We start from the raw sequence: 25,717 nt of genomic DNA, 5'->3' as shown, positions 1-25,717 counted from the left end.
TGGTCGGTAACCTCCTCTGCTATGGAAACGGTCGAGGTCGCTGTCGTCGGGTCGGGGTTCGCGGGGATCTGCATGGGGATCAAACTCCGCCAGGCCGGCTGCGAGAACTTCGTCATCCTGGAGCAGGCCGACCGGCTCGGCGGTACCTGGCGGGACAACACCTATCCCGGCTGCGCGTGCGACGTCCCGTCGTACCTGTACTCGTTCTCGTTCGAGCAGAACCCGCACTGGACCCGGATGTTCGCGCCCTGGGACGAGATCCTCGGCTATCTCGAGCACTGCGCCGCGAAGTACGGGATCGCGGACAAGATCCGGTACGGCGCCGACGTCACCGAAGCGGCGTACGACGAAGCGAGCGGGCACTGGACGGTCACGGTCAACGGCACCGAGACGCTGCGCACCCAGGCACTGGTGACCGGCGTCGGCGGTCTGTACAAGCCCAACTTCCCCGACCTGCCCGGCCTCGATTCCTTCACCGGCAAGGTCTTCCACTCGGCCGAGTGGGATCACGAGCACGACCTGACCGGGCGCCGGGTGGCCGTCGTCGGGACGGGCGCCTCGGCGATCCAGTTCGTGCCACCGGTGGCCGAACAGGCCGCGCACCTGGACCTCTACCAGCGGACCGCGCCGTGGGTCACGCCGAAGCCGGATCGCGCGATCGGCCGGGCCGAACGCGCTCTGCACGCCCGCTTCCCGGCCGGGCAGCGGGCGATCCGCGACGTCATCTACTGGGGGCTGGAGGGACGCGGCCTCGGTTTCGCCGGCAACCCGAAGCTGATGAAGGGGCTCGAGCTCCAGGCCAAACGCCATCTCCACAAGCAGATCACCGACCCGGTACTACGTGCCAAGCTGACGCCGGACTACCAGATCGGCTGCAAGCGGGTCCTCCTTTCGAACGAGTACTACCCGGCGCTGACCCGCGACAATGTCGACGTGATCACCAGCGGGATCACCCGGGTCACACCGACCGGCGTGGTCGCCGCCGACGGGGTCGAGCGGGAGTGCGACACGATCGTGCTCGGCACCGGCTTCGAGGTGTTCGCCAACCTGACCCGGATGGGCATCCTCGGCCGCGACGGCGTCGACCTGGCCGACGCCTGGAAGCAGAACGGCATCGGCGCCCACCTCGGGATCACCGTGTCCGGCTTCCCGAACCTGTTCCTGCTGGCCGGCCCGAACACCTGGCTCGCGCACTCGTCGATGGTGTTCATGATCGAGTCGCAGGTCCGCTACGTGATGCAGGCCCTCGACCTGCTCCGGCGCCGCGACGCGAAGGAGATCGAGGTCCGCGAGGACGCCCAGGAGCGGTTCGTCCGGCAGACCCAGGACGACCTCGGCAACACCGTCTGGGAGACCGGCTGCACCAACTGGTACCTCGACGCCCAAGGCCGCAACTCGACCAGCTGGCCCGCCTTCACCACGTCGTACTGGCGCCGCACCCGCCGCCTCGACCCGGCCGACTTCGTGCTCACCCACTAGCCGACCCTGACTACTTGAGGAGGAGTCACTCAGGGTCAGCGTACGACTATGGGTGGAGAAGAAGACAGGTCTTTGGGCCGACGCTTTCCCAGCCTGCGCGGAGGATTCTTGTACCCATGAACCTCCTCCAGATCCTCAGCACAGTCGTCATCCTCGGCGGTGTAGTGATCACCGCCCTGATCGCCATCATCCCCACGGTCGTCGACCGCTGACCTGGGACCGCACTCCCCACGCACTGAGAACGCCGACGCCGGCTGTCCCCCACGGGCAGCCGGCGCCGGCGTTCTTCTTATTGCTTCAGGCAACAAAAGTATGAGTGCTGCAGGGGGTTCTGCTACCCCGGGCGGACAGCAGGACCGGTCCTGGGACCGATGGATCGAAGGCTGCGAACGAGCAACCTGGAGGTATGGAAATCCTTCAGATTCTCGGGTCAGCAGCGATCGTGTTCGGCGTACTCCTCACGGTCCTGATCGCCATCGTCCCCACCCTGGTGGACCGCTAGCCGACGGACAGGTGACCCAGCAGGTCCTGCCGGGTCAGCACGCCGACCGGCTTGCCGTCGTCCAGCACCATCAAAGCGTCCCGGCCTTCCAGCAGCTCGACCGCCTTGGTGACCGACTCGCCCGCGCCCAGTGACGGCAGCGCCTCGTCCATGTGCAGCTCGACGATGTCGGCGAGCCGCGCCTTGCCGGAGTACAGGGCGTCCATCAGGGTCCGCTCCGACACCGAACCGGCCACCTCGGCCGCCATGACCGGCGGCTCCGCCCGCACCACGGGCATCTGCGATACGCCGTACTCGCGCAGGATCTCGACCGCCTCGGCGATCGTCTCGTGCGGGTGGGTGTGCACCAGCCCGGGCAGGCTGCCGTCCTTGCGCGCCAGCACCTCGCGCAGCGTCGCGCCCTGCCGCTCGTGCGCCAGGAACCCGTACTGCGCCAGCCACTCGTCGTTGAACACCTTGGTCAGGTAACCCCGCCCGCCGTCCGGCAGCAGGACGACGATCACCGCGTCCGGGTCGTCGAGCTCCTTGGCCAGCCGGATGGCCGCCGCGGCCGCCATCCCGGCGGACCCGCCGACCAGCATCGCCTCTTCCCGCGCCAGCCGCCGCGTCACCGCGAACGAGTCGGCGTCGGAGACCTCGATGATCCGGTCGCAGATGTCGCGGTCGTAGGTCTCCGGCCAGAAGTCCTCGCCGACGCCCTCGACCAGGTACGGCCGGCCGCTGCCGCCGGAGTACACCGAACCCTCCGGGTCCGCGCCGATGATCTGCACCCGGCCGCCGGAGACCTCCTTGAGGTACTTGCCGGTGCCGCTGATCGTGCCGCCGGTGCCGACGCCCGCGACGAAGTGGGTGATCTTGCCTTCGGTCTGCTCCCACAGCTCGGGGCCGGTCGACTCGTAGTGCGAGATCGGGTTGTTCACGTTGGCGTACTGGTTGGGCTTCCAGGCGCCCTCGATCTCGCGGACCAACCGGTCGGAGACGTTGTAGTACGAGTCCGGGTGCTCCGGCGCGACCGCGGTCGGGCAGACCACCACCTCGGCGCCGTACGCCTTGAGCACGTTGCGCTTGTCCTCGCTGACCTTGTCCGGGCAGACGAAGACGCACTGGTAGCCCTTCGACTGGGCCACCATCGCCAGCCCGACACCGGTGTTGCCGGAGGTCGGCTCGACGATCGTGCCGCCCGGCTTCAGCTCGCCGGAGGCCTCGGCGGCCTCGATCATCCGGACGGCGATCCGGTCCTTCACGGACCCGCCGGGGTTGAAGTACTCGACCTTCGCGAGCACCAGCGGCTTGGCGCCGTCGGTGGTCTTCGAGAGGCGTACGAGCGGCGTGTTGCCGACCAGGTCCAGGAGTGAGTTCACATAGCGCACGAATCTCACTGTATGGGACATCTGGGCCTGCAGCGACATCACTGGTTGCACAGTCGGTCACACTCAGCGCGTCGATTCGGATTTTCACTTGCGCCCACGTCACAGCGTGTAATCCTGGGCGTATGACAAAAGCCCGGGCCGCCAAGAAACTGGCCCAGGCCGCAGCCTTCGGTGGCGGGGGACTCGGACTGATCGGTGCGACGCTGTACGGCGTGCTGACCGCGGAAGCGCGGTACGCCAAGCACCTGATCGGCCCGATGAAGGCTCACCCGGCCAAGGGCGACGGCCTGTACGGCCGGTACCCAGGTCGGCCGATCACGCTCGCGATGATCGGCGACTCCAGCGCGGCCGGATACGGCACCTCCTCGCCCGACCAGACCCCCGGCGTACTGCTCGCCTGCGGTCTGGCCGAGCTGGCGAAGCGTCCGGTCCGGCTCATCGACGTGTCGCGAACGGGGGCCAAGTCGATCGACCTGGCCGGCCAGGTCGACAACGCTCTGCTGGCCGGCCCGCATGTGGCGGCCATCCTGATCGGCGTCAACGACGTGAAGGCGCAGGTGCCGCCGTCGACCTCGGTCCGGCTGCTCGACCAGGCCGTCCGTCGGTTGCGCGCCGCCAACTGCGAGGTCGTCGTCGGCACCTGCCCGGACCTCGGCGTCGTCCGGCCGATCATGCCGCCGCTGCGGCAGGTGGCCCGGTCGTGGAGCCAGCGACTCGCGGCCGCGCAGACCATCAGCGTGGTCGAGGCCGGTGGCCGCACGGTGTCGATGGGCTCACTGCTCAGCGAGGCCTTCCGCACCAACCCGTCGATGTGGGGCCCGGACAACTTCCACCCCTCGGTCACCGGGTACGCCGCTGCCGCGGCCGCCCTGTTGCCTTCGGTGGCGGCATCGGTCGGAGTCGGCCCGGAGTCGTTCGTGCACCCGGAGTCGTTCCGCGGCGAGGCCGTGCTGCCGATCGCGGAGGCCGCAGTACAAGCGGTTCGTACCGCCGGTACCGAGGTGGCTGCCGCCAAGGTCGCCGGGAACGACCGTGGTCCGCGCGGGCGCTGGGCGCAGCTGCGTCATCGCCGCCGGCATCCCGAGGTCGAGGTGGAGCGCGTCGACGAGGACCAGGTGCAGGAAGGCAGCCCCGATGCCACGGGCGCTGTGCCTGTTGGGAAATAGCGCGTCCGCTGAGCGATGACTTTCATGAAGAAGGTCTTGCACGCAACGTTTTCCTGATGCACAGTCGAATGACTACGCGAGAACCCCGATCAAACGGGAGGCGAAGATGGGCTTGAACCACTCCGAGGAGACGCACCAGCGTCTGGTGGAGAAGGTGCCCCGGTGCACCGGACGTGAAATGACCGAGTGGTTCAGGTTGATGAACGACGGACCGTCGTTCCTGCGCTTCGATGACAGGGTGCGGTGGCTTTCCAGCGAGTACGCCCTCGCTCACGGGCACGCCACAGCCATCGTGCACGAATACGACCTGGTCAAAGCGCACAGGCGAATGGGCTGACGAGCCGAACAGGAGAAGACTTGTTTCCGAGGACCTGCCCTTTCAGGTGGAGGGGCAGGTCCTCGCTGTTCTGCTAGACCACACAGAAGTCGTTGCCTTCGGGATCGGCCATCCACAGGTGGTCGAGTACGCCGTCCTGCGTCGCCTCATGGACCACGGTCGCGCCGGCCTCGATGAGCCGTTCCGCCTCTTGCCGGATGGCCGTTTCGCGTTGCTCCGCAGGCTTGTCGCGCCCGCCGCTGACCTGGAGATCGAGGTGCAGTCGGTTCTTGGTCGTGCGCGGTTCGGGCACCTTCAGGAACGAGATCGACGGCAGCACGCCGTCCGGGTCGGACAGACTCGCTCCGTCGTTCCACTCGTCCTCGGGCACGCCTTGGTCCACCAGCCAGCTCTCCCAACTGTCCCACCCTCGGGGCGGATCGGCTTCGACGTACCGCAGCGCGATGCTCCAGAACCGCGCCACCACGGCCGGATCCGTGCAGTCGACCGTCATCGTCCATCGTGTCGTCATGCCGTCCACCCTCGCAGCCGGCGCCGACAGTTTTCCGGGCATGACAAAGGCCCGGCTCCTCCACCTGAAGGAACCGGGCCTCGGTTAGTCAGCTAGCCGGCAACTGCTCTGCTCAGTCGCCACCGCGAAGGATCGCGAGGATCCGCAGCAGGTTCCAGTACAGCCAGACCAAGGTGACGGTCAGGCCGAACGCGGCCCGCCACGCCTCGTTCTGCGGAGCTCCCGCACGGACGCCCTGCTCGATCATGTCGAAGTCGAGGATCAGGTTGAAGACCGCGAGGCCGGCGCCGAGTACGGCGAACAGCAGACCCAACGGGCCCATCCCGGAGATCCCGGTACCGATTCCGAACAGACTGAGCACGAAGTTGATCAGCAGCACTCCCGCGAAGCCCATCGTCGCGACCACGACGATCCGGGTGAAGCGGGGGGTGACCTTGATGTTGAAGTACTTGTACGTCGCCAGCGTCAGGCCGGCGGTCACCATCGTGGCCAGTACGGCCTGCACGACGATGCCCGGGTCACCGACCCAGTTGGCGATGAACTTGCTGCCGATCCCGAGGAACGCACCCTCGGCCGCGGCGTACACCATCACCAGTACCGGGTTGACCTTGCGCGAGAACGACAACACCATCGCGATCGCGAACGCCAGCAGCGCACCGGCCAGGAACACCGGCGTCACCAGCCGCTCGGGCACCATCGTCCACGAGACAGCCGCGGCGGCGACCACGACAGCCAGCGTGATGCTGGTCTTGACGATGACGTCGTCCAACGTCATCGGACGGCTGTTGGCGGGCGCTCCCTGGCGGTAGTCCTGGGGCGGCATACCGGACCCGCCGTACTGACCGGGCTGACCGTAAGGACCCGGCTGACCGTACGGAGCGGCCCCGGGATAGGCCTGGCCTTGGCCAGGCGCAAATGCACTCGACCGGTTCAGGACCGGGTTACTGCTCTGCATGTCATCCTCCTGATGACCCACTGTCGACCCGCTGTGGGTCGTAACGTGATACTACGGGCCCACCCTTAACAACGCCTGAGGATCACCCAGCTGTTCCCCAAGCGAGATCCCTTCGGGACAACAGGTTGCACAACCCAACCGTTTCAGGGTTTCTCCCCAAACATCCGCAGCCGCTCTGCGGCGCGGGGTGGTGCACCGTCGAGAATCCATCGGGCCTGTACTACGGCACTGGGTTTCGACGGGTTGTCCGCGATCGCCCGCAGCCAGGCCACGACCCGGTCCCGGCCGATGACGTCGGCCAACGCCCGGTCGGCTCGGCGGGTGAATAACCGTGTCCAGGTGGCACCGAGCACCGCATGGAAGGCCGTCCAGAAGACATAGGCGCAACCCAGTGCCAGCAGGCACGCCAGCCAGGTCGAACTCACCTCCTGCCGGATCAGCAGCGCAGCGACGACCCCCGCGCCTCCACCTACGCCCGACTCGGCCGTTTTGATCCACCTGCGCTGCCGTGGACCACCCAGTCGCGCCTGGATGAGTTCCTGGGCGATCAGCAGCTCCCGCTCCTGCTCGGAGTACTCGTCGTCGACGCGATCGTGCACCACGAGCGTCCGGCCGTCGTCCTGCAACAGAATGCTGTGCTGCCCGGCCACTGCGGGGACCCAGTTGACGGTCGGGACCGGATAGCCGACCCGTTCCGCCAGCTCCCCCACCTTGGCGACGATCTGTTGCTGACTCATCCGCGCATGATGGCGTACTCCGTGGCCGCCGCGCCAGAAACTGCAGGTTCCGGCAGCCGGACGCGGCACGGCGTCGTACCTGTATGGGCAAGTACGACGCCGGGACCGGTGGCCACCCAGGATGCAGTTCTTCCCGCAGGCCAGCACAGGGTTACTTCATGGGGCTGCTCTCCTGCGACGCCAGCGCCGCGCCGACCTGGTCCGCCAGCGCGACGGCGACCAGGCGCTGCTCGAGATCAGGCCGCGCGATCCGGCTCGCCGCCGTCAGCAGGAACCGGCCGCGCACCACCCCGGCGTGCTGGACCACCAACTCGATCTCGGAGTCCGTCGGCAACCCGTCCCGCTCGACCTTGACGACCCGGTCCCGCCGCGTCACCGATCCGTCCGCGTTCAGCTGCGGCGCATGCTCACGCTTGCCCCCGGCAAGGAACCTGCAGCCGTCGATCCGCAGTACGGCGGTCAGCTCGGTCCGCACCTGGTCGATCACCTCCCCCGATGACCCGCCCTTGGCGATCGCCTGCGAGGTCGTCATCACCCCGGCCAGATACCCGCCCTGCCGACTCGCCCGGGCTTGTTGCCGCCGGCCCCAGATCGCGATCTCGGTGACCGCGGCCCCGATCACCACCAGCAGGACGGTCGCCTCGATGTCGTCCCGGTTCTCGATCGTCAACCGGTTGAACGGCACGGTCAGGAAGAAGTCGAACCACACCGCACTCGACACCGCCGCGATCACCCCCGCAGGCCGGATCCCGAACGAGGCGACCGCCACGATCACCAGCACCAGCAAGAGAGCGGCATTGGCATTGTCGAAGCTGTGCCTGAACGGCACCAGCCCCGCCGCAACGATCAAGGGCGCGAACACCGCCGCCGTCAGCACCGGATTCCGGTAACTCTCCACCTCTCCATTGATACGCCCCGAGCCCCGACATTCCAACGCTTCTCACCGGACTCTGACAAACTCGCCGCGATTTCCTGCGGCCGCCATTAGCCTGTCGCCGTGCCATCAGACCAGGTTCACCCCGTCGACCGAGTCCGCCCGCCCGAGTCCGCCGGCGAACGCGAGACGCTGACCGGGATGCTCGACTACCTCCGCGACTCCGTGGTGAACAAGGTGGCCGGCCTGACCTCTGCCCAGGCTTTCGCCAACGCAGTACCGGCCTCTGCGCTGACCCCCGCCGGCCTGGTGAAGCACCTGACCGGCGTCGAACGCTTCTGGTTCGCCATCGACTTCGCCGGCCAGGACATCGACTGGCCTTGGACCGACGACAACCCCCACGGCAACTTCACGCTCACCGACTCCGACACGCTGCCCGCGCTGGTCGCCGCCTACCAGGCAGAATGCGCCCGCTCCCGGTCGATCACCGCCGCTGCCTCCTCTCTCGACGATGTGGCCGTCGGCGACGGCATGACCTTCAACCTCCGCTACGCCCTCACCCACCTGATCGAGGAAACCTCCCGCCACCTCGGCCATCTGGACCTCCTCCGAGAGTCAACAGACGGCTCCACGGGCGAGTAATACATCTACGATCAGACCCATGACCGACCCGACCGCCGCCGACCGCGCCGAGCTCGAGGTGATCGTGGAGGCGTTCTTCGAGTCCTTCACCTCCGGCGACGGAACCACCGAGCGCCTCGACGTACTGCGGAAGCTCCTCCTCCCCGAAGCCGTCATCGTCCGCACCCTCGGCGAGGAGCCCGCCATCTACAGCGTCGAGGAGTTCATCGCCCCACGCCAGGAACTCCTCGAGGGCGGCACCCTGGTCAGCTTCAGCGAATGGCCGGTCGAGGGCCGCATCGACATCTTCGGAGACATCGCCCACTGGTGGGGTAGCTACGCCAAGGAAGGCGTCCAGAACGGCGTCGCCTTCATCGGGCGCGGGGTGAAAACCATCCAGTTCATCCGTACTACGAACGGCTGGCGAATCTCCGCCGCAGCCTGGGACGACGCCCGACCAGGTCTCCGCCTGTAGGTATTGCGGCGACGATGGAGTGATGACAGGGCACCCGGAGTACGCAGTACAGGAAACAGTCGAGGCCGACCACCTTCCGCACCTGATGGAGCTGTTCGCCTCAGCCTGGTGGATGTCCGACCGAACCACCGACGACGTAACCCGGATGCTCCGCGAGTCAGACCTTGTCCTCGCCCTCATTCACACACCCACCAACCGCCTCGCCGGGTTCGCCAGAGTCCTCACCGACTACACCTACCTCGCGATGGTCCTCGACGTAATCGTCGACAACAACCTCCGAGCACAAGGCCTGGGCGCCACCCTCATGGACGCCATCGTCGAGGACCCGCGCCTGACCGGCGTACGGAGCATCGAGCTGGTCTGCCAGCCAGACCTCATCCCGTTCTACCGCCGCTGGGGCTTCACCGACCAGGTCGGCAACTCACGCCTCATGCGCCGCACCGCCGACCCGCGCCTCACCACCTAGCCAGGCCTCACTTGCGGCGGTCATGCAACGCATAGATGCCGGTGGCGATCAGTCCGACCCAGAAATACACATTGGTGGCCAGTCGCTCCCACAACGCACGGTCATTCGCGGACTCGGCGTCGACGAGCCGCCAGATGAACCACCCAGCCCCACTGCCGAGGCCGAAGAAGACCATCCGGACGAACCACCAGCGAAGCCGTCCCGGCCGGTCCGAGTCGAAGATCGTGTTGAGATCGAGCAGCTCACGCAGAACCCCCGCGACGCCAAGCCGATTGGCGGCGGGCGGCGGCTCGGGCTGCTGGTCCTCCACCGCCTCAGTTTGGCACTCCAGCGGTTCAGGCGTGAAGCAGTTCCGCCGACACGGTCCAGAGGCGTTCGGCCGCCGCCGGATCGAGTGCCCACTCCTTCACCCCATGGGGATGCTGGACGAGATCAGCATCATTCGGTACGACGTACGCCTCGCGGCAGTCGTCGAGATAATGCCCCCCGGTCCGCGCGAACTGCGGCGCGACAGCGGCGACGATCGTGGTCGCCGCGCCTTGCTCGATCGTCTTGTAGGTAAAGGCTCCGGCCGCCTCGGCCGCGTCCAGCGACGCCCGCTGCCACGGCGTGAAGTTCCGCTGCAACCCAGTGACTACGCCGCCCGGATTGACCGCGTTCGCGACGATGCCGTCGGCCGCCCAGCGCCGCGAGGCCTCGACCGCGAACAGCGAGTTCGCCGTCTTCGACTGGGCATAGGCGAGCTGTGGATCGTAGTCACGGCGCTCGAACTGGAGATCGTCGAAGTCGACGCCGGCGCGCATATGCGCCGTCGAGCTGAGCGCCACGATCCGCGCCCCGCCGCGCTCGGACGCACCACGGGCCAACGCGTCATGCAGCCCCTCGGCGAGCGCGAAGTGCCCGAGGTGGTTGGTGGCGAACTGCAACTCCCACCCCTCGCCGGTACGCTCCAGCCCGCCGGTGACCAGACCCGCGTTGTTGATCAACAGCTGCAGCGGCTCGTCCCACGACGCGACAAACCGCCGCACGCTGGCCAGGTCGGCGAGATCCAACTGCAGCACCCGAGGCGCGACCGCTCCCGTCGATTTCGCGATGGTCTCCGCGACGGCGCGACCCGCGGCCAGGTCCCGTACTGCGAGCGCCACCTCCGCGCCGGCGGCGGTCAGCGCTCGCGCGGTCTCGATGCCCAGCCCCGACGAACTCCCCGTGACGATCGCCCGGACGCCGGTCAGGTCAACGCCGTCGAGCACCTCGTCCGCAGTACTGGCGGCCGTGAAAGGAGTCGTGATCAGCTCGGATCCACTCATGGAATCGACTATACAAGTTAGGCACAAACTGTCTAGTTCGTCTACTCTGACTCCATGACGGCCGACCCGACCTCAGCAACCACCGGCGACCAGGACCGGCGGGCCGCAGTACTGGAGTCAGCGCTGACCACGTTCGCCCGCTTCGGCTACCGGAAGACCTCGATGGAGGAGATCGCGCGAGCCGCCGACATCTCCCGTCCCGGCCTTTACTTCCTCTTCGCGTCCAAGGAATCCCTCTTCCGCGCCGCGGTCACGCAGGCCCTGGAGCAGGACATCGCGGCGATCGAACAGATCCTGGCCGCCCCCGGCCGACCACTTTCCCGGCGCATCGTCGAGGCCTTCGACCGATGGGCCGGCCGGTACGTCGGCCCGCTGACCCGCGATGTCGCAGTACTGATCGAGGACAACCCCACGTTGCTCGGGGCTGTCGTCGAAACCACTCCGCGACGCTTCGAGGAGCTGGTCACGGCCGCGATCGCCGCGGACTCGCCACCCGAGTCCGCGACTCGCATCACCCAGACGCTGATCAGCACCTCGATCGGCATCAAACACCAAACGGACACCCGGGCCGCCTACCTGGAGCGCCTGGAGATTGCTGTGGAGCTCCTGCTGCTCTGACCCGCTCTGCACGGGCCCGCTCTGCGCTGACCCGCTAGCCGGTCAGCCAACCGGCTCGCGCACCGGCTCGGTGGCTGCGGCAGTCTTGAGGTTCTCCCCCTCGATATCGACCTTCGGCAGAACCCGGTCCAGCCAACGCGGCATCCACCAAGCCCGCCGACCGAGCAGCGTCATCACAGCCGGCACCACCGTCATCCGAATGACGAACGCATCAATCAGTACTCCGAACGCCAGCGCGAAGCCGATGCTCTTGATCGTCGGGTCGTTGCCGAGCACGAAGCCGGCGAAGACGGACGCCATGATGAGCGCCGCGGCAGTGACAACTCGCGCTCCATGCCGGAATCCACCGATGACAGCCTCGGTCGGCTCAGCGCCATGCGTGAAGTCCTCACGCATCCGGCTGACCAGGAACACCTCGTAGTCCATCGCCAGACCGAACAGCAGCCCGACCAGCAGAATCGGCAGGAAGCTGATGATCGGCCCGGTCTGGTCGAGGCCGATCAGGCTTGCGAACCATCCCCACTGGAAGACCGCGACCAGAGCGCCGAACGTCGCGCCCAGGCTGAGCAGGAATCCGAGGGTCGCCTTCAGCGGTACCAGGATCGACCGGAACGCGATGGTCAGCAGGATCAGCGAGAGCCCGATCACCACCACGAGGAAGATCGGCAGCGCATCGGCGAGCTTCTCCGACAGGTCGACCCCGATCGCCGTAGTACCGGTGATCAGGATGGTGGCACCGGTCTCGGCGACGGTCGCCGGGCGCAGATCACGAATCCGGCTGACCAGCTCCTTGGTCTCGGTGGTGGCCGGACCGCTCTTCGGAATCGCGGACACGATCGCCGTATCGCCTGCCTCGTTGACGGCGGCCGGAGTCACCGCCGCGACGTCAGGAAGCGCGGCGATCTTCTTGCCGATCGCGTCGGCGGTCTGCTGGAGATTCGTACCGGCCTTCGCGTTGGCGCCGTCCACGATGACCGTGAGAGGCCCGTTGAACCCCGGGCCGAATCCCTTCGCCAGCAGGTCGTACGCACGACGCTGAGTGGTCTCGGTCGACAAGGTCTCGTCGCTCGGCAGGCCCAGCTCGAGGTCAACCACCGGCACTGCGAGTACGCCGGTACCGATGATCGCGATGAGCAGTACGGGCAACGGATGCTTGGTGATCCTCGTGGCCCACCGCGCACCCGCAGGAGTCTTGGTCGCGAGCTCCGCCTGACGCTTCCGCAGCCCGGGTACCGGCCAACGCGAGAACCGCGCACCGGCAAGCCCGAGGAACGCCGGTACGAGCGTCAGCGACACCAGTACTGCGACAGCAACCATGCCCGCGGCAACCAAACCCATGGTCGTGAGGAACGGAATCCCAACGACCGCGAGCCCTGCCAGGGCGATCATCACCGTGGCACCGGCAAAAACAACCGCACTTCCAGCAGTAGCCACAGCCCGCGCCGCGGCCTCGCGTGGCTCCAGGCCAGTCGCGAGATTCTCCTTGTGCCGAACGCTGATGAACAGCGCATAGTCGATCCCGACGGCCAACCCCAGCATCAGCCCGAGAATCGGCGCAGTACTGGTCAACTCGACCACCGACGACAACGTCAGCACACCCGCCATGCCGACCCCGACACTGAAGAGTGCCGTGAGCAACGGCAACCCCGCAGCCAGCAACGACCCAAAGGTGATCGCCAACACGATCAGCGCGATCAAGATGCCGAGCGCCTCGGTCGCCGACGACTCCGACGCGGCAACAGTCGCATCCCCACCGAACTCGACCTGCAACCCGGCGGCCTCAGCCACCTTGCCCGAAGCAAGCAACTCCTCGCGATCCCCATCGGAGATCTCGGTCACCGCACCCTTGTAGGCAACAGTCGCGTAGGCAATGGTCCCGTCGGCAGACACCGACTTGGTCAGGAACGGATCAGCCACCCCCACCACTCCACCGGCTTGCCCCGCGGCCTTCACCGACTTCTCGATCGCCACCTTGTTGGCAGCATCAGTGACCTTCGCCCCCTTGGACGCCGCATAAATGATCCGCGTACTGGCCCCGCCGGCACCGCTCTGCGGGAACCGCCCCTGCAGCAAACTGGCCGCCTCCACCGACTCCACCCCAGGAATCGTCAACGGCGCATTCGCAGACTTCCCGAACGCCCCCGCCAGACCGCCGAGCACCACCAGGACGAGCAACCATCCCGCGATAAATGTCTTACGGCGCAGGAATGCCGCCCGACCGATCCGATACAGCAGGGTGGCCATAGAAATCCTTCGAACAGGCTGACGCCGGACAATGACCGACCCCACTGTGCAGGACCCCACCTTCCTTGCAGGTCTCGCTGCGCGCACGTTCTCCTTGCAGTTCCCCCCGAACGGCGACCGTCAGCCAGCAGCCGAGCCCGCCGGCAAACCGAAATGACGCAGGACACGCCCAGCCACCTCATGCGGCTTCAACCCGCTGGTGTCGACGACAAGCTCATCCAGCTCCGCCGCCTCGAGACGAGCCGCCAACTCGTCACAACGCTCCAGGTGCCACTCCAGAGCCGCTCCCTGACTCGCGCTGTAGCGTCCCCGCAAGCGCCGCCTGATGGTCTCCGCATCAGCGGTGAGCCGAACCATGCGAAGCCGAAGCCCGACCGCCGCCGCGTAGCGTTCCCGGGCATCGACGGTCGAGATCACCCCCGACATGACCAACTGACGCGGCCCTGCGGACCGATACCCCTTCCACACAGCCGCGATGTTCTGCGCCTCGATCACGGAATTGTCCGGATCGGCCGGCGGCCAAGAGCGGTGGAACCAATCGACGTCCATCAAGCTGAAGGGCCTGCCCGCCTCAGCAAGCAGATCCCCCACATGGTCAAGCGTGGATGACTTCCCAGCGCCAAACCCACCATTCAAGAAGATCGCGAAATCCTCGCTCACCACGACGCCACCTCGGCATCCCAGTACGGCGGCAACTCAGCCGGCGCCCACCCCGGGTCAGGCCGGAAATCCGTAAACCGACCATCAAACGGAAACCGCCCCGCCTCGATGTCCCGGATAACACGCTCCCCGGCACCACGAATCCGATCCGCCTCCCCCGCCGTCCAGTACGCCGGATGCCCGACCCGCTCCGCCAACTCGTCCTCGTCCTTCCAGGACCAACTCCGATCAGGCTCGACCACGATGTCCAGCGCATGATCGAGAACGTCGAACCCCGCCGACCAACGACGTACCGGCGATTCCAGATTCACGTACCACCCCTCGAACCGCAGCTCCAGATCGAAGAACCACCACACCGAATGATCGGCCCCAGGCGCGGTACGAATCAGCACATGCCGCCCTTCCCAGCTCCGCGGCCACAACATCGACGGCGTCCGATCCCGCTCCACCAACGACATCTTCCGAATCGACGCCCCGTCCCGAGTCCCCCGCAACATGCAGTCCGACCCAGCCGCAATCCAGGTGACCAACGCCTCCGCGTCATCCCGCACAACCCGCGCACTCTCCACCGCGGCAATCATCCCGTTCCGATGAACATCCCGCCGAACCACCGACCGCCCCGAAGCAAAGAACATCGAGCCAGGGTACGAGGTCCATCTGGTGCCCGGGACGGGATTCGAACCCGTATGCCTTTCGGCTGCGAGGTTTAAGCTCGCTGCGTCTGCCGTTCCGCCACCCGGGCCTGCGACCAGAGGAGCACCTTACAAGTAGATCCTGGTCTCGGACACAGGGTAAGCGCCTGAGAGGGCGGATTCGGCCTGTCCTAGCTACAGATAGACCTTGCGGGGATAGATCGCATGGGCACCCGCCACTCGGTCCAAGAACAAAGCCCCTGAGCAGTGGTCGATCTCGTGCTGAAGAGCTCGGGCCTCGAAGGCATCCGTAGTAAGCGTCAGCTCTTCCGAAGTCCCAGGCAGTACGCCGGTGACGGTGAGCCGCGTGGCTCGTTTGACGTCGCCGGTCAGGTCGGGCACAGACATGCACCCCTCCCGCGCCTTCTCCTGGCGCGAGGACTCGACGATCACCGCGTTGCAGAGCACAAACACCCCGTGGCAAGTGCGAGTCTTCGGATGCCCGGTGACGTCCAGAGCGAACATCTGCGCCGCAATCCCCACCTGAGGCGCAGCGAGCCCGACGCAGCCGGGTGAGACACGCATAGTCGCGACGAGGTCAGCGGCGAGAGCGACCATCACAGGATCAAGCGGGTCGACCACAGCACCCTCAGTCGCCAGCACCGGATGCGGCGCGCGGACGACCTCCAGCACGTCGCCGGCAACGCCGAGCTGCGCGGGGCTCCAGCTGGCCAGGGTCTGGTTCAGATGGGCGGTCACGGGGGAGTTCACAGATCATCGCTCTCGGCCGGGCGCAGCGTGACGCCTACTCCGAGCTCCTCGGCGGTGATCTCGAGGGCACGCTGCAACATGCCCAGCTCAGCACCGGCGGGCAGCTCGACCTCGGCGGTCAGGACGTACAGGGCGCCGCTCAGGCGGGTGGTCTGGTCGGTGATCGTGCCGCCGACGCTGGCGATCATCCGGGTGACCGCGGCCACGATCCCGGGGCGGTCAGCGCCGTGGACGCTCAACAGGAAGGGCGCGCCGATCGGGGCGTGGGCCTGTTCGGGGCCCATCTCACGGACGGTGATGACCAATTCGCCGCGCAATGGTTCCAGCGCCTCGCGGACCTCGGGGAAAGAACCACTGCAGACGATCATCATCGCGAAATGACCGCGCAGGAGCGTCATCGTGGAGTCCTCGAGGTTGACGCCGGTCTGGGCGAGGGCCTCGGTGACGTCGGCGATGATGCCCGGGCGGTCCGGGCCGATGACGGTGACTGCGAGCTGACTCATGGCGAAAACCTACCCGGACCAAAGTCTCGACCTGATCCGACTTCGGTATCCGGACGCTCACAACACCCACCATCGGCCGCGATCAGTGGCTAGATTCGACCCATGGCCGGCTCCGATGGACCTCGACGCAGCGCGCGCGACTGGGTGGTCGACTGTCTCAGCTTCGCCATCGCGATCCTGATCAGCATCGTCGCGTACGACGCCGGCAACAAGGACCCGATCCCCGGCTGGCTGCTCGACGCCGACTTCATCCTCGGGATGGGGTTGAGCCTGACCCTGTGGTTCCGGCGGCAGGCGCCGGTCCAGCTGGCGATCGTCGCGGCGGTGATCTCGACCTTCTCCGACGCGGCCGCCGGCGCGACCCTGATGCTCATCCTCACGGTCGCGATCTACCGGTCGTTCCGGACCACGCTGGTGGTCTTCGGCATCAACCTGGTCAGCCTGATGATCTACACCCAGGTCCGCAACAAGGCCGAGCCGCTGCACGAGACCATTCTCTGGGCCCTGCTGATCTACTGCGCGCTGGCCGGCTGGGGCCTCTACCTGCGCTCCCGTCGCCAGCTGCTGCAGACGCTGCGCGACAGAGCAGACCGAGCCGAGGCGATGGCCCTGCTGCAGGCCGAGCGAGGACAGCTGCGTGCCCGCGAGGAGATCGCTCGCGAGATGCACGACGTACTCGGCCACCGTCTGTCGCTGCTCAGCGTGCACGCCGGCGCCCTGGCCTATCGCCCCGACGCCAGCACCCAGGAGGTCGCCAGCGCCGCCGAGATCATCCGGGCCAGCGCCCACCAGGCGCTCCAGGACCTCAGAGAGGTGATCGGCGTACTACGTGCGCCGGTCGGCGAGTTGCCTCAGCCAAGCTTCGCGGACCTCCCCGCGCTGGTCGAGGACTCCCGCCAGGCCGGCCTCCCGGTCGAGCTGGAGCTCGATGCTCCCGGCAACCTCCCCGAGCATGTCGGCCGGACGGCGTACCGGATCGTCCAGGAGGGCCTGACGAACGCGCTCAAGCACGCGCCGGGCGAGCCGGTCCGGGTCAAGGTGGTCGGTGCGGCGGGCAACGGCCTGACCGTCGAGCTGCACAATCCCGCCGGCCAGTCGCGGCGCGGCGACGGCCAGGGCCTGATCGGGCTGAGCGAACGCGCCCAGCTGGTCGACGGGCGACTCGAGCACGGCCGGACCCCCGAAGGCGAATTCCGGCTCGCCGCTTGGCTACCGTGGCCCGCATGACCATTCGGGTGCTGATCGTGGACGACGACCCGCTGCTGCGGGCCGGGCTGCAACTGATGCTCGGTGGCGCGACGGACATCCGCGTGGTCGGCGAGGCCAGCGACGGCTCCGGCGTACAGAGTCTGATCGACCGGCTCTCCCCCGACGTCGTGCTGATGGACATCCGGATGCCGAACATGGACGGCCTGACCGCCACCGAAGCCGTACGCCGCCGCCCGGGCGCACCCGAGGTGGTCATCCTGACCACCTTCGACGCCGACGAGCACGTACTCCGCGCGCTCCGCGCGGGCGCCGCCGGCTTCATCCTCAAGGACACCCCGCCCGCCGAGATCGTCGAGTCGGTGCGCCGAATCGCCGGCGGCCAGCCGGTCCTCTCCCCCGCCGTCACCAAGCGCCTCATCACCCGGGTCGCCTCGTCCGGCCAGGACCAGCGCAAAAGCAAGGCGAGTGACCGGCTCAGCACCCTCAACGACCGCGAACGCGACATCGCCGTGGCCGTCGGCGAGGGCAAGTCGAACGCCGAGATCAGCGCCGCTCTCTACCTCAGCATCCCGACCGTGAAGACGCACGTCTCCCGCATCCTGACCAAGCTCGACATGAACAACCGGGTCCAGATCGCCCTGCTGGTCCACGACGCGGGACTGCTGGACGACACCCGCTGATCACCAAGCCTTCACCCGCACGCATACCACTCTGGGCTCATCCGCATTAGCCTCTAGTGGTTCCGCCCGCCCCTCGGAAGGCTCAGGCATGCGCGCACTCGTCGGTGGTCTCGTTCTGGCCCTGCTGCTCCCCGCCCTACCAGCGCAGGCGGTGGACCCGGTGGTGGCAGACCCGGCCGCGTACGTCGACCCGCTGATCGGCTCCGCCCGCGACGGCAACACCTGGCCGGGCGCCGTTCGCCCGTTCGGGATGATCTCGTGGAGCCCGACCAGCACCCGCGGCGACCAGACCAGCACCGGCGCGGCCAACGGCTACCAGTACGACGCGACGCGGGTCCGCGGCTTCAGCCTCACCCATGTCAACGGCGCCGGCTGCAACCCGGGCGCGGCCGGCGACATCCCGATTCTCCCGTACGTCGGCGCGGTGGACACCTCACCGACCGCGGACACCAAGGACGCGAAGTACGCGAGCGACTTCAGCCACGCGCAGGAGGTCGCGAAGCCGGGCCGCTACACCGTGACGCTGGCGAACGGCGTGAAATCCGACCTGGCCGTTACGACCCGCGCGGGCGTCGGCGACTTCGGCTTCCCGGCCAAGGGACAGCCCAACCTGCTCTTCCGTACGTCGAACTCGCTCAACGGCAGCGAGGACGCCGAGGTCAGCATCGACGCGGCCAACCGCAAGGTGACCGGCTCGGTCCTCACCGGCGCGTTCTGCGGCCGGCGCGCGAACGGCGGGACTAACAACCGCAAGACCTACTATCGCCTCTACTTCACTGCCTCCTTCGACCAGCCGGTCGTTGCCACCGGCACCTGGAAGAACAGCACCATCACGCCGGGCGGCACCCAGACCACCGGCGGCGAGGGCTACGCGACCGGCGCGGACCGGGCCGGCAAGGGCTCCGGCGGCTACGTCAGTTTCGCCCCCGGCGCCAAGGTCCGGATGCGGATCGGCATCTCGTACGTCAGCGCGCAAGGCGCCGAGCAGAACCTGGCCACCGAAGTGCGCCCGGACGCGACCGTGAACCGGATCGCCAACGACGGCTACCGGGACTGGAAGAACGAACTGCAGAACATCCGCATCCACGGCGGCAGCGACGCGCAGCGGACCACCTTCTACACCGCGCTGTACCACGCGATGCTGCAACCGAACATCTTCAACGATGTCGACGGCAAGTACCTCGGCACCGACCAGCAGATCCACGAACTCGCGGCCGGACAGCGAGCGCAGTACGGGACCTTCTCCGGGTGGGACCAGTACCGGGCACACATCCAGCTGCTCGCGTTGCTGAAGCCGGACGTCGCGGGTGACTTCGCGCAGTCGATGTACCAGTTCGCCCAACAGAACAAGGGGATCTGGGACCGCTGGCTGCACAACAACGGCGCGACGCACGTGATGACGGGCGACCCGGCGGCACCGACGCTGGCGACCTTCGCCGCGATGGGCGTCGACAACTTCGATGCCGTCGGCGCCTATGACTCTTTGGTGCGGCAGGCAACCGTCCAGAACGCCGAGGCGGAGCTCGATGGTGGTTGTCCAGGGCAATGCACTGGGCAACGACCTGCGCTGAACACCTACCTGGCCAAGCACTATGCGCCGCAGGATGCCTGCCACTGCTGGGGTGGCGCCGCCGAGACGCTGGAGAACTCGCTGGCCGACTTCTCCTTGGCACAGTGGGGATCGCGGCTCGGGAAGCCGACGGCCGACCTGGCTGACCGCGGCAAGTGGTGGAAGAACACCTTCGACCCGGCCGTGGGCTACCAGCGCGCGAGGAAGGCCGATGGGACTTGGCAGCCTGGCTTCACCCCGTCGACCGATGTCGGGTTCGCACAGGGTTCCAGTGCGACGTACACGTGGATGGTGCCGCAGGACGTCAGCGGGCTGGGCGCGGCGATGGGCGGCAACGTCATCTCCAGGCTGGACGGGTTCTTCCACGATGACGCCGGGAACTGGGCGGTCAAGGGAGGCAGCGCGCTGCGGTACGACCCGACCAACGAGCCCGGGCTGCACACGCCGTGGCTCTACAACGGGCTCGGCGTGGCCTGGAAGACGCAGGCGACGACGCGCGAGATCGTCGACACGGTCTACGGCACCGGCCCGTCGGGGTTGCCGGGGAACGACGACCTGGGGACGCTTTCAGCCTGGTACGTCTTCGCCGCGATCGGGATCTTCCCGCAGACGCCTGGCCGGGCCGAGCTGCTCATCGGCAGCCCGCTGTTCCCGAAGGTCGAGCTCAAGAGAAGCAACGGCGTACGGCTGACCGTCGAGGCGCCGGAGACGTCCGACGCCAACCAGTACGTCGAAGCGCTGACGCTCAACGGCAAGCCACGCACCGAGTCCTGGCTGCCGGAGTCGTTCATTACCAACGGCGGCCGGATCACCGTGAAGCTGGGAGCGGCACCCACGACCTGGGGCACCGCTCCCGTCGACCACTGAGGAGCTAGCTGCCGGTCGCCCGGCGGAACTCCTGGTCGGCCGTCTGCAGGCTGCCGAGGCTGGTGACCTCGCGCCGGAAGAACAGCGCGAGGGTCCAGTCCAGGATCACCCGGGCCTTGCGGTTGAAGGTGGGGACCCGGGACACGTGGTAGGTCCGGTGCAGGAACCAGGCCGGCCAGCCCTTGATCTTCACGCCGTACAGCTGGGCGACACCCTTGTGCAGACCGAGGCTGGCGACCGAGCCGACGTACTTGTGCTTGTAGTCCTGCGGCGCTTCCCCGTCCACCGTCCGGAGAATGTTCGCCGCGAGCCGGTTGGCCTGCCGGACGGCGTGCTGCGCGTTCGGGGCGCAGTACGCGCCGGTCTCGGAGGTGAGGTCCGGTACGGCGGCGTTGTCACCGGCGGACCAGGCGTCGTTGACCCCCTCGATCCGCAGGTTGGCCAGGCACTTGACCCGGCCGCGCTCGTCCAGCGGGAAGCCGGTCTGGGCGAGCGCCGGATTGGCCTTCACGCCGGCTGTCCAGACGATCGTGTCGGCGTCGAACTCCTCGCCGTCACTGAGCACGACGCGGCCCTTCTCACAGGACTCCAGCCGGGTCTCCAGCTTGATGTCCATCTTGCGCTTGCGCAGCTGCTCGACCGTGTACTGCCCCAGCTCGGGGCCGACCTCGGGCAGGATCCGGTTGGTCGCCTCGACCAGCACCCAGCGCATGTCGTCGGGCGTGATGTTGTCGTAGTACCGGGTGGCGTAGCGGGCCATGTCCTCCAGCTCGGCGAACGCCTCGATCCCGGCGTACCCGCCGCCGACGAAGACGAAGGTCAGCGCGGCCTTGCGCAGCGCCGGGTCGGGCTGCGAGGAGGCGACGTCGAGGCGGTCCAGCACCTTGTTGCGCAGTGCGATCGCTTCCTCGACGTTCTTGAACCCGGTGGCCTCCTCGGCCAGCCCCGGGATCGGCAGCGTCCGGGCGATCGAGCCGATCGCGATCACCACCTGGTCGTAGGCCAGCTCGTAGTCGGGGCCCTCCTCGGGCATCACCTTGGCGACCTTGCGCTCGTGGTCGATACCGGTCACCCGGCCGGTGACCACGCGGCAGCCCTTGAGAGTCTTGCGCAGCGGCACCACGACGTGCCGCGGCTCCACCGAGCCGGCTGCCGCTTCGGGCAGGAACGGCTGGTAGGTCATCACCGAGCGTGGGTCGACCACAGTGACCCTGATCTTGCCCCGGCGGGCGGCCTTCCGCAGGCCGTAAGCGGTGTACATCCCGACGTAACCGCCTCCGACGACGAGGATGTGCGGTACCTGGGCTGCCATTGCCTTCACTCTCCCTGAGTGGTGCTCCAACTTCATGTCCCACTTCAGCATAGCGGGCTCGTGAAAACTTTCACAAACCCTCTGCCGGGTGATCTCAGCCACCGGAATCCCTCGCTGGAGGGAGCTCCGTTCCCCTACTCTGCCGCCTGCGCGCGCCTCGGCCTAGGTAAAACCGGTTACAGCCCCGCGATGGTTTTCGCTCGGGTCAGCACCGCATCCGTCATCGCCTCGGTGAGTTTGCCGGTGAAGGTGTTCTGCTGGCTCGGATGGAAGCAGCCGAGCACGGTGACCTCGCCGTACGGACCCGGTACGGCGTACTCGACGGCGTGGCCGAATTTCGGACGCGGCCGGGCGACCTCGCCGCCGACCGCCTGCAACGCGTTGAGCAGCACGTCGAAGCCGAACTTGCCGAGACAGACGATCGCCCGGGTCGAGGGCAGCACGAGCTCCAGCTCGCGATGGAACCAGGGAGCACAGGTGTCGCGCTCCGCGGGAGTCGGCTTGTTGGCCGGTGGGGCGCAGCGCACGGCCGCCATCATGCGGGCGCCGATGAGCCGCAGCCCGTCGCCGGCGTGCTCGCTGGTCGGCTGCGAGGCCAGGCCGACCCGGTAGAGCGATGCGAACAACCAGTCGCCTGACCGGTCGCCGGTGAAGACCCGCCCGGTCCGGTTGCCGCCGTTCGCGGCCGGCGCGAGCCCTGCGATCAGGATTCTTGGCGCAGGATCTCCCCAGCCGGCGATCGGCCGACCCCAGTACGGCTGATCGGCAAAGGACTTTCGCTTGCCTATAGCAACTTCTTCGCGCCACTCCACCAGGCGGGTGCAGGCAAAACACACCGACACCCTGGCGTCGAGTTCCGCCAGGTCGTCCGTCTGCGCGAGCTCGATCACATCGGCCGCGTCGTGCGCGACCGGAGTACTGCGTGCCGCCGGGTCCTCAGGCCAGCCCGTACCCGGCGGCACCGGACTCTCGAACAGCTCCCCCGTCAACGGGTGCGGCAGTCGCATCCAGCCAGGTTAATGCCGCGGGTGGAAACCGGTGGCAGGCGGCTGCCTTGGCGGGACATCATCGGGTGGGTGGAGGAAGCCTGTGGATGATGAGGTTGCGGCTAATCGGGTGGTTTGGGAGAGGGCTTCCGAGAAGCATGTGCGGGAGTACGGCGTACTGCTGGCTGAGGCGGCGCGGCGGGAAGCGCTTCTCCCGCAGGAGCTGGAGTTGCTTGGGCCGGTGCTGGAGCGGCGGCCTGTGGTCGTGCATCTGCAGAGCGGGCATGGGGTGGATGATGTCTCGCTGCTGGCTGCTGGGGCTTCGCTGGTGGTTGGGGTCGACTACAGCGTGACGGCAGCGACCGCGGCTCAGCAGCGGGCTAGGGAGCTTGGGGTCGGGGCGCAGTACGTCGTCGGTGAGGTGCCTGTGGTGCCGATCAGGGATCGTGCGGCCGATCTCGTCTACACCGGTAAAGGCGCGCTCATCTGGATGCGGGATCTCGACGCGTGGGCGGTGGAGGTTGCCAGGCTGCTGAAGCTGGGTGGGCAGTTGTTCGTCTACGAAGGGCACCCGGCGGTGCCGTTGTGGTCGTGGGACGAGGACGAGCCGCGGATCCGGGCGGATCGCAGCTACTTCGCTGAGTCGCACGTCAACGACAGCTTCCCGGCCGACGGAGCGCGGGAGTGGCAGTGGACGCTTGGTCAGATCGTCACGGCGGTGGTCCGAGCAGGACTCGCGATCGAGGTGCTGGCGGAGTACGCCGAGCCGTTCTGGCGGCACGGTGGAGTCCAGGCAGCCGCCTGGCAGGGCCGGCTGCCCAACAGCTTCGCGTTACTGGCGACCAAGCGCCAGCGCGACCCCGTCGAGGATGTCGTGCTCTGAGACCAGCACCCCGTCGTAGTCGAGCCGGTCGTGCAACCGCTGCAGGATCAGCGCGCCGGCGCCGATCACGTCCACCCGGCCGGGGTGGATCGCCGGTACTTCGGCGCGCGCCATCCGGGTCGAGCCCATCAGCCACGAGGTGGTGTCGAGCAGCTCGGCCGCCTCGATCCGCGCGTGGTGGATCACGCCGGGGTCGTACTCGGTCAGCTTGAGCGCGACCGCGGCCACCGTCGTGACCGTCCCGGCGACGCCGATCAGGCAGCGCGCCTGGTCCAGCGGGACCTTGGTCGAGTCGAGCAATTCGTCGACGTCCTTGGTGGCTGCGGCCATCTCCTCGACCGTCGCGGGGTCGGAGTGGATGTGGCGCTCGGTCATCCGGACCGATCCCATGTCGAGGGATTCGGCCGCCAGTACGCCGTTGGCGTCGCCTAGCACCAGTTCGGTGGAGCCGCCGCCGATGTCGGCCACGAGGTACGGGCCGGGGATCTCGAGGGCTGCCAGGCCCGAGGTCGTGCCTTGGAAGCTCAAGGTGGCTTCTTCGTCGCCGGAGATGATGTCGGGCTCGACACCCAGTCGATCGGAGACGCCGGCGAGGAACTCGTCGCGGTTGCTGACGTCGCGCGCCGCGGAGGTGGCGATGAAGCGGATCCGGTCGACGTTGGCGGCGCGGATGATCTCGGCGTACTCGCCACAGGCCTCGAAGGTGCGGAGGAGGGCGTCGGCGGCGAAGGACCCGGTGGAGTCGACGCCCTGGCCGAGGCGGACGACGCGCATCTGGCGGTCGACCTCGGTGAGCTGACCGTCGGCGTAGTCGGCGATCAGCAGCCGGATCGAGTTGGTGCCACAGTCGATCGCCGCCACCCGCACTGGCTGGCCGGACGCGGGGCTGTCAGGCGTGGTGCTGTCAGGCGCCTGGTTGGCGCTTGGCTGGTTGGACGCAGGGCTGTCAGGCGTGGCGGCGGTTCGGGAGTCGTCGCCTGTTGGGTGGTCAGACACAAGGGCCTCGGCGGGACCAGTCGGGGAGCATCGCAAGAGCCTCGTCGCCCAGCGGGTTCACACCAGGTCCGGCGGCCAGCGAGTGCCCTACCAACACATGCAGGCACTTGACCCGCGTCGGCATCCCGCCGGCGCTGATCCCCGCGATCTCCGGTACGTCGCCCAGCAGCTCGCGGCGGCGCAGATAATCCTCGTGCGCCGCGCGATACCGCTCAGCCAGCTCCTCGTCCTCGCCCAGCCGGTCCGTCATCTCCTTCATCACGCCCTCCGCCTCGAGCGTGCCGATCGCGGAAGCGAGACGCGGGCAGGTCAGGTAGAACGTGGTCGGGAACGGCGTACCGTCCGGCAACCGCGGCTCGGTCTCGACCACGTCGGGCCGGCCGCACTTGCAGCGGTGCGCGATCGAGACGATCCCGCGGGCGGGACGGCCGAGTTGCGCGCTGACGGCCGTGACGTCCTCGGCCGACACCGCCTCGGGTGTGGAGCTCACCTGCTGCCCTTCGGTGGTGCGGTCAGAACTGGTTTGGGGGTCGTCTTCGGGGCGGTCGGTTTGACCGGCTGCGGCGGTTTGCCCGCCCCCTCCACACTGCCCCAGAGCTTCGTGTACCAGGTCGGCGCCGGCGGCTCGTCGGCCTTCGGGTCGACCGGGCCGGCCGGCTCCGGCGGGGCGCCGACGGGCTTGCCGTCCGCGCCGATCACCCGGTACCCGATCTCGCCCGGCATCACCCAGCCGAGCCGTTGCCGGGCCTGCGCCTTGACGTAGGCGTCGTCGTTCCAGCGGGAGATCTCGTCGTCGAGCTGGTCGACGCGCTTCTCCCGGTCCCGGATCTCCTGTTGCAGCGTGCTGATCTGCTGGTGCTGGTCGAACCAGACCCGCAGGCTCTGCGCGTACGACACGATCAACGCACCGAGCACGAGCAGCACGACGGCTGCCCGGCCGGTGAGGTTACGGGAACCCCGGGTCCGTGGCGGACCCGGCGGGGTTC

Annotated in this window: 28 protein-coding genes and 1 tRNA gene; 11 read left to right on the top strand and 18 right to left on the bottom strand. The window is 67.7% G+C overall.

Translation table 11 applies throughout. The features are described from left to right. Positions 1-21: 21 nt before the first annotated feature. Entirely contained in the window at positions 22-1,479 is a 1,458-nt protein-coding gene (locus AB0P21_RS21565) for an NAD(P)/FAD-dependent oxidoreductase (RefSeq protein WP_363698901.1), read from the top strand. Between the two features lie 498 nt (positions 1,480-1,977). Here the strand turns inward: AB0P21_RS21565 and AB0P21_RS21560 are convergent, their stop codons facing one another. Continuing rightward, positions 1,978-3,372, bottom strand: coding sequence for a cystathionine beta-synthase (locus tag AB0P21_RS21560; protein WP_363698900.1), 1,395 nt, complete (start codon positions 3,370-3,372; stop codon positions 1,978-1,980). 101 nt (positions 3,373-3,473) lie between these two features. Here AB0P21_RS21560 and AB0P21_RS21555 point away from each other — a divergent pair, with 101 nt between their 5' ends. Then, positions 3,474-4,517, top strand: a complete 1,044-nt coding sequence (locus AB0P21_RS21555; RefSeq protein WP_363698899.1) for an SGNH/GDSL hydrolase family protein — start codon at positions 3,474-3,476, stop codon at positions 4,515-4,517. A 106-nt stretch (positions 4,518-4,623) separates the two neighbouring features. Continuing rightward, positions 4,624-4,854 carry a DUF4287 domain-containing protein gene (locus AB0P21_RS21550; protein WP_363698898.1) on the top strand — a complete coding sequence of 77 codons (231 nt, stop codon included), beginning with the start codon at positions 4,624-4,626 and terminating at the stop codon, positions 4,852-4,854. Between the two features lie 73 nt (positions 4,855-4,927). Here the strand turns inward: AB0P21_RS21550 and AB0P21_RS21545 are convergent, their stop codons facing one another. The 4 genes from AB0P21_RS21545 to AB0P21_RS21530 all read right to left on the bottom strand — a co-directional run bounded on the left by AB0P21_RS21545 (position 4,928) and on the right by AB0P21_RS21530 (position 7,955). Beyond that, on the bottom strand, positions 4,928-5,365 hold the full coding sequence (locus tag AB0P21_RS21545; protein ID WP_363698897.1) for a VOC family protein: 438 nt from the start codon (positions 5,363-5,365) through the stop codon (positions 4,928-4,930). 112 nt (positions 5,366-5,477) lie between these two features. After that, a complete protein-coding gene (locus AB0P21_RS21540) occupies positions 5,478-6,320 on the bottom strand; it encodes a Bax inhibitor-1/YccA family protein (protein WP_363698896.1) in 843 nt (280 codons plus the stop codon). A gap of 143 nt (positions 6,321-6,463) precedes the next feature. Beyond that, positions 6,464-7,057 carry a hypothetical protein gene (locus tag AB0P21_RS21535; protein WP_363698895.1) on the bottom strand — a complete coding sequence of 198 codons (594 nt, stop codon included), beginning with the start codon at positions 7,055-7,057 and terminating at the stop codon, positions 6,464-6,466. 151 nt (positions 7,058-7,208) lie between these two features. Further along, a complete protein-coding gene (locus tag AB0P21_RS21530) occupies positions 7,209-7,955 on the bottom strand; it encodes a DUF4118 domain-containing protein (RefSeq protein WP_363698894.1) in 747 nt (248 codons plus the stop codon). A 99-nt stretch (positions 7,956-8,054) separates the two neighbouring features. Between AB0P21_RS21530 and AB0P21_RS21525 the strand changes: the two genes are divergently transcribed. The 3 genes from AB0P21_RS21525 to AB0P21_RS21515 are packed head-to-tail and all read left to right on the top strand — an operon-like array spanning position 8,055 to position 9,493. Beyond that, positions 8,055-8,573, top strand: a complete 519-nt coding sequence (locus AB0P21_RS21525) for a DinB family protein (RefSeq protein WP_363698893.1) — start codon at positions 8,055-8,057, stop codon at positions 8,571-8,573. A 19-nt stretch (positions 8,574-8,592) separates the two neighbouring features. Continuing rightward, on the top strand, positions 8,593-9,027 hold the full coding sequence (locus tag AB0P21_RS21520) for a DUF4440 domain-containing protein (RefSeq protein ID WP_363698892.1): 435 nt from the start codon (positions 8,593-8,595) through the stop codon (positions 9,025-9,027). 22 nt (positions 9,028-9,049) lie between these two features. Further along, positions 9,050-9,493 carry a GNAT family N-acetyltransferase gene (locus AB0P21_RS21515; protein ID WP_363698891.1) on the top strand — a complete coding sequence of 148 codons (444 nt, stop codon included), beginning with the start codon at positions 9,050-9,052 and terminating at the stop codon, positions 9,491-9,493. A gap of 7 nt (positions 9,494-9,500) precedes the next feature. Here AB0P21_RS21515 and AB0P21_RS21510 read toward each other — a convergent pair whose 3' ends face one another. Together AB0P21_RS21510 and AB0P21_RS21505 are read right to left on the bottom strand one after the other, a co-directional pair. Then, positions 9,501-9,803 carry a hypothetical protein gene (locus tag AB0P21_RS21510; protein WP_363698890.1) on the bottom strand — a complete coding sequence of 101 codons (303 nt, stop codon included), beginning with the start codon at positions 9,801-9,803 and terminating at the stop codon, positions 9,501-9,503. 25 nt (positions 9,804-9,828) lie between these two features. Continuing rightward, the gene (locus AB0P21_RS21505; RefSeq protein ID WP_363698889.1) at positions 9,829-10,800 is read right to left on the bottom strand and encodes an SDR family NAD(P)-dependent oxidoreductase; all 972 of its coding nucleotides are present in this window, start codon (positions 10,798-10,800) and stop codon (positions 9,829-9,831) included. A 54-nt stretch (positions 10,801-10,854) separates the two neighbouring features. Here AB0P21_RS21505 and AB0P21_RS21500 point away from each other — a divergent pair, with 54 nt between their 5' ends. Next, on the top strand, positions 10,855-11,418 hold the full coding sequence (locus tag AB0P21_RS21500) for a TetR/AcrR family transcriptional regulator (protein ID WP_363698888.1): 564 nt from the start codon (positions 10,855-10,857) through the stop codon (positions 11,416-11,418). Between the two features lie 42 nt (positions 11,419-11,460). Here AB0P21_RS21500 and AB0P21_RS21495 read toward each other — a convergent pair whose 3' ends face one another. The 6 genes from AB0P21_RS21495 to AB0P21_RS21470 all read right to left on the bottom strand — a co-directional run bounded on the left by AB0P21_RS21495 (position 11,461) and on the right by AB0P21_RS21470 (position 16,228). Beyond that, on the bottom strand, positions 11,461-13,662 hold the full coding sequence (locus AB0P21_RS21495; RefSeq protein ID WP_363698887.1) for an MMPL family transporter: 2,202 nt from the start codon (positions 13,660-13,662) through the stop codon (positions 11,461-11,463). Positions 13,663-13,782: 120 nt separating this feature from the next. After that, positions 13,783-14,322: a hypothetical protein gene (locus tag AB0P21_RS21490; protein ID WP_363698886.1), complete on the bottom strand. Its 540-nt coding sequence runs from the start codon at positions 14,320-14,322 to the stop codon at positions 13,783-13,785. Beyond that, positions 14,319-14,780: a DUF402 domain-containing protein gene (locus AB0P21_RS21485; RefSeq protein WP_363698885.1), complete on the bottom strand. Its 462-nt coding sequence runs from the start codon at positions 14,778-14,780 to the stop codon at positions 14,319-14,321. Before AB0P21_RS21485 ends, AB0P21_RS21490 begins: the two co-directional genes overlap by 4 nt. A gap of 200 nt (positions 14,781-14,980) precedes the next feature. Beyond that, positions 14,981-15,064, bottom strand: a tRNA-Leu gene (locus tag AB0P21_RS21480). Positions 15,065-15,149: 85 nt separating this feature from the next. After that, positions 15,150-15,713 (bottom strand): peptide deformylase, encoded by a 564-nt coding sequence (locus AB0P21_RS21475; protein ID WP_363698884.1) that lies wholly within the window; start codon positions 15,711-15,713, stop codon positions 15,150-15,152. 8 nt (positions 15,714-15,721) lie between these two features. Beyond that, a complete protein-coding gene (locus tag AB0P21_RS21470) occupies positions 15,722-16,228 on the bottom strand; it encodes an ACT domain-containing protein (RefSeq protein WP_363698883.1) in 507 nt (168 codons plus the stop codon). 102 nt (positions 16,229-16,330) lie between these two features. On the opposite strand from AB0P21_RS21470, the gene AB0P21_RS21465 reads away from it, so the two are divergent. From AB0P21_RS21465 to AB0P21_RS21455, 3 genes are all read left to right on the top strand, one after another. Further along, on the top strand, positions 16,331-17,455 hold the full coding sequence (locus tag AB0P21_RS21465) for a histidine kinase (RefSeq protein ID WP_363698882.1): 1,125 nt from the start codon (positions 16,331-16,333) through the stop codon (positions 17,453-17,455). After that, positions 17,452-18,117, top strand: coding sequence for a response regulator transcription factor (locus AB0P21_RS21460; protein WP_363698881.1), 666 nt, complete (start codon positions 17,452-17,454; stop codon positions 18,115-18,117). The genes AB0P21_RS21465 and AB0P21_RS21460 overlap by 4 nt, the downstream gene beginning before the upstream one ends. An 88-nt stretch (positions 18,118-18,205) precedes the next feature. After that, positions 18,206-20,554 (top strand): GH92 family glycosyl hydrolase, encoded by a 2,349-nt coding sequence (locus AB0P21_RS21455; protein ID WP_363698880.1) that lies wholly within the window; start codon positions 18,206-18,208, stop codon positions 20,552-20,554. Positions 20,555-20,558: 4 nt separating this feature from the next. On the opposite strand, the gene AB0P21_RS21450 is transcribed toward AB0P21_RS21455, so the two are convergent. Continuing rightward, complete coding sequence (locus tag AB0P21_RS21450) at positions 20,559-21,866, bottom strand: NAD(P)/FAD-dependent oxidoreductase (RefSeq protein WP_363698879.1); 1,308 nt, start codon at positions 21,864-21,866, stop codon at positions 20,559-20,561. Between the two features lie 176 nt (positions 21,867-22,042). Next, positions 22,043-22,873 carry a uracil-DNA glycosylase gene (locus tag AB0P21_RS21445; RefSeq protein ID WP_363698878.1) on the bottom strand — a complete coding sequence of 277 codons (831 nt, stop codon included), beginning with the start codon at positions 22,871-22,873 and terminating at the stop codon, positions 22,043-22,045. An 82-nt stretch (positions 22,874-22,955) separates the two neighbouring features. Between AB0P21_RS21445 and AB0P21_RS21440 the strand changes: the two genes are divergently transcribed. Further along, positions 22,956-23,735, top strand: coding sequence for a class I SAM-dependent methyltransferase (locus AB0P21_RS21440; RefSeq protein ID WP_363698877.1), 780 nt, complete (start codon positions 22,956-22,958; stop codon positions 23,733-23,735). Here the strand turns inward: AB0P21_RS21440 and AB0P21_RS21435 are convergent. The 3 genes from AB0P21_RS21435 to AB0P21_RS21425 form a co-directional block, all read right to left on the bottom strand. After that, positions 23,685-24,602, bottom strand: coding sequence for a Ppx/GppA phosphatase family protein (locus tag AB0P21_RS21435; RefSeq protein WP_363699481.1), 918 nt, complete (start codon positions 24,600-24,602; stop codon positions 23,685-23,687). The genes AB0P21_RS21440 and AB0P21_RS21435 overlap by 51 nt on opposite strands. A gap of 121 nt (positions 24,603-24,723) precedes the next feature. Next, entirely contained in the window at positions 24,724-25,221 is a 498-nt protein-coding gene (locus tag AB0P21_RS21430; RefSeq protein ID WP_363698876.1) for a DUF501 domain-containing protein, read from the bottom strand. Then, positions 25,218-25,655 (bottom strand): septum formation initiator family protein, encoded by a 438-nt coding sequence (locus AB0P21_RS21425; protein ID WP_363698875.1) that lies wholly within the window; start codon positions 25,653-25,655, stop codon positions 25,218-25,220. The genes AB0P21_RS21430 and AB0P21_RS21425 overlap by 4 nt, the downstream gene beginning before the upstream one ends. Between the last annotated feature and the right edge of the window lie 62 nt (positions 25,656-25,717).

It is taken from the genome of Kribbella sp. NPDC056861, from assembly GCF_040687575.1.
In the GTDB taxonomy this organism is placed as follows: domain Bacteria; phylum Actinomycetota; class Actinomycetes; order Propionibacteriales; family Kribbellaceae; genus Kribbella.
The sequence above is the reverse complement of the archived record's forward strand: the minus strand, read 5'-3'. Positions and strand labels throughout refer to the sequence as shown.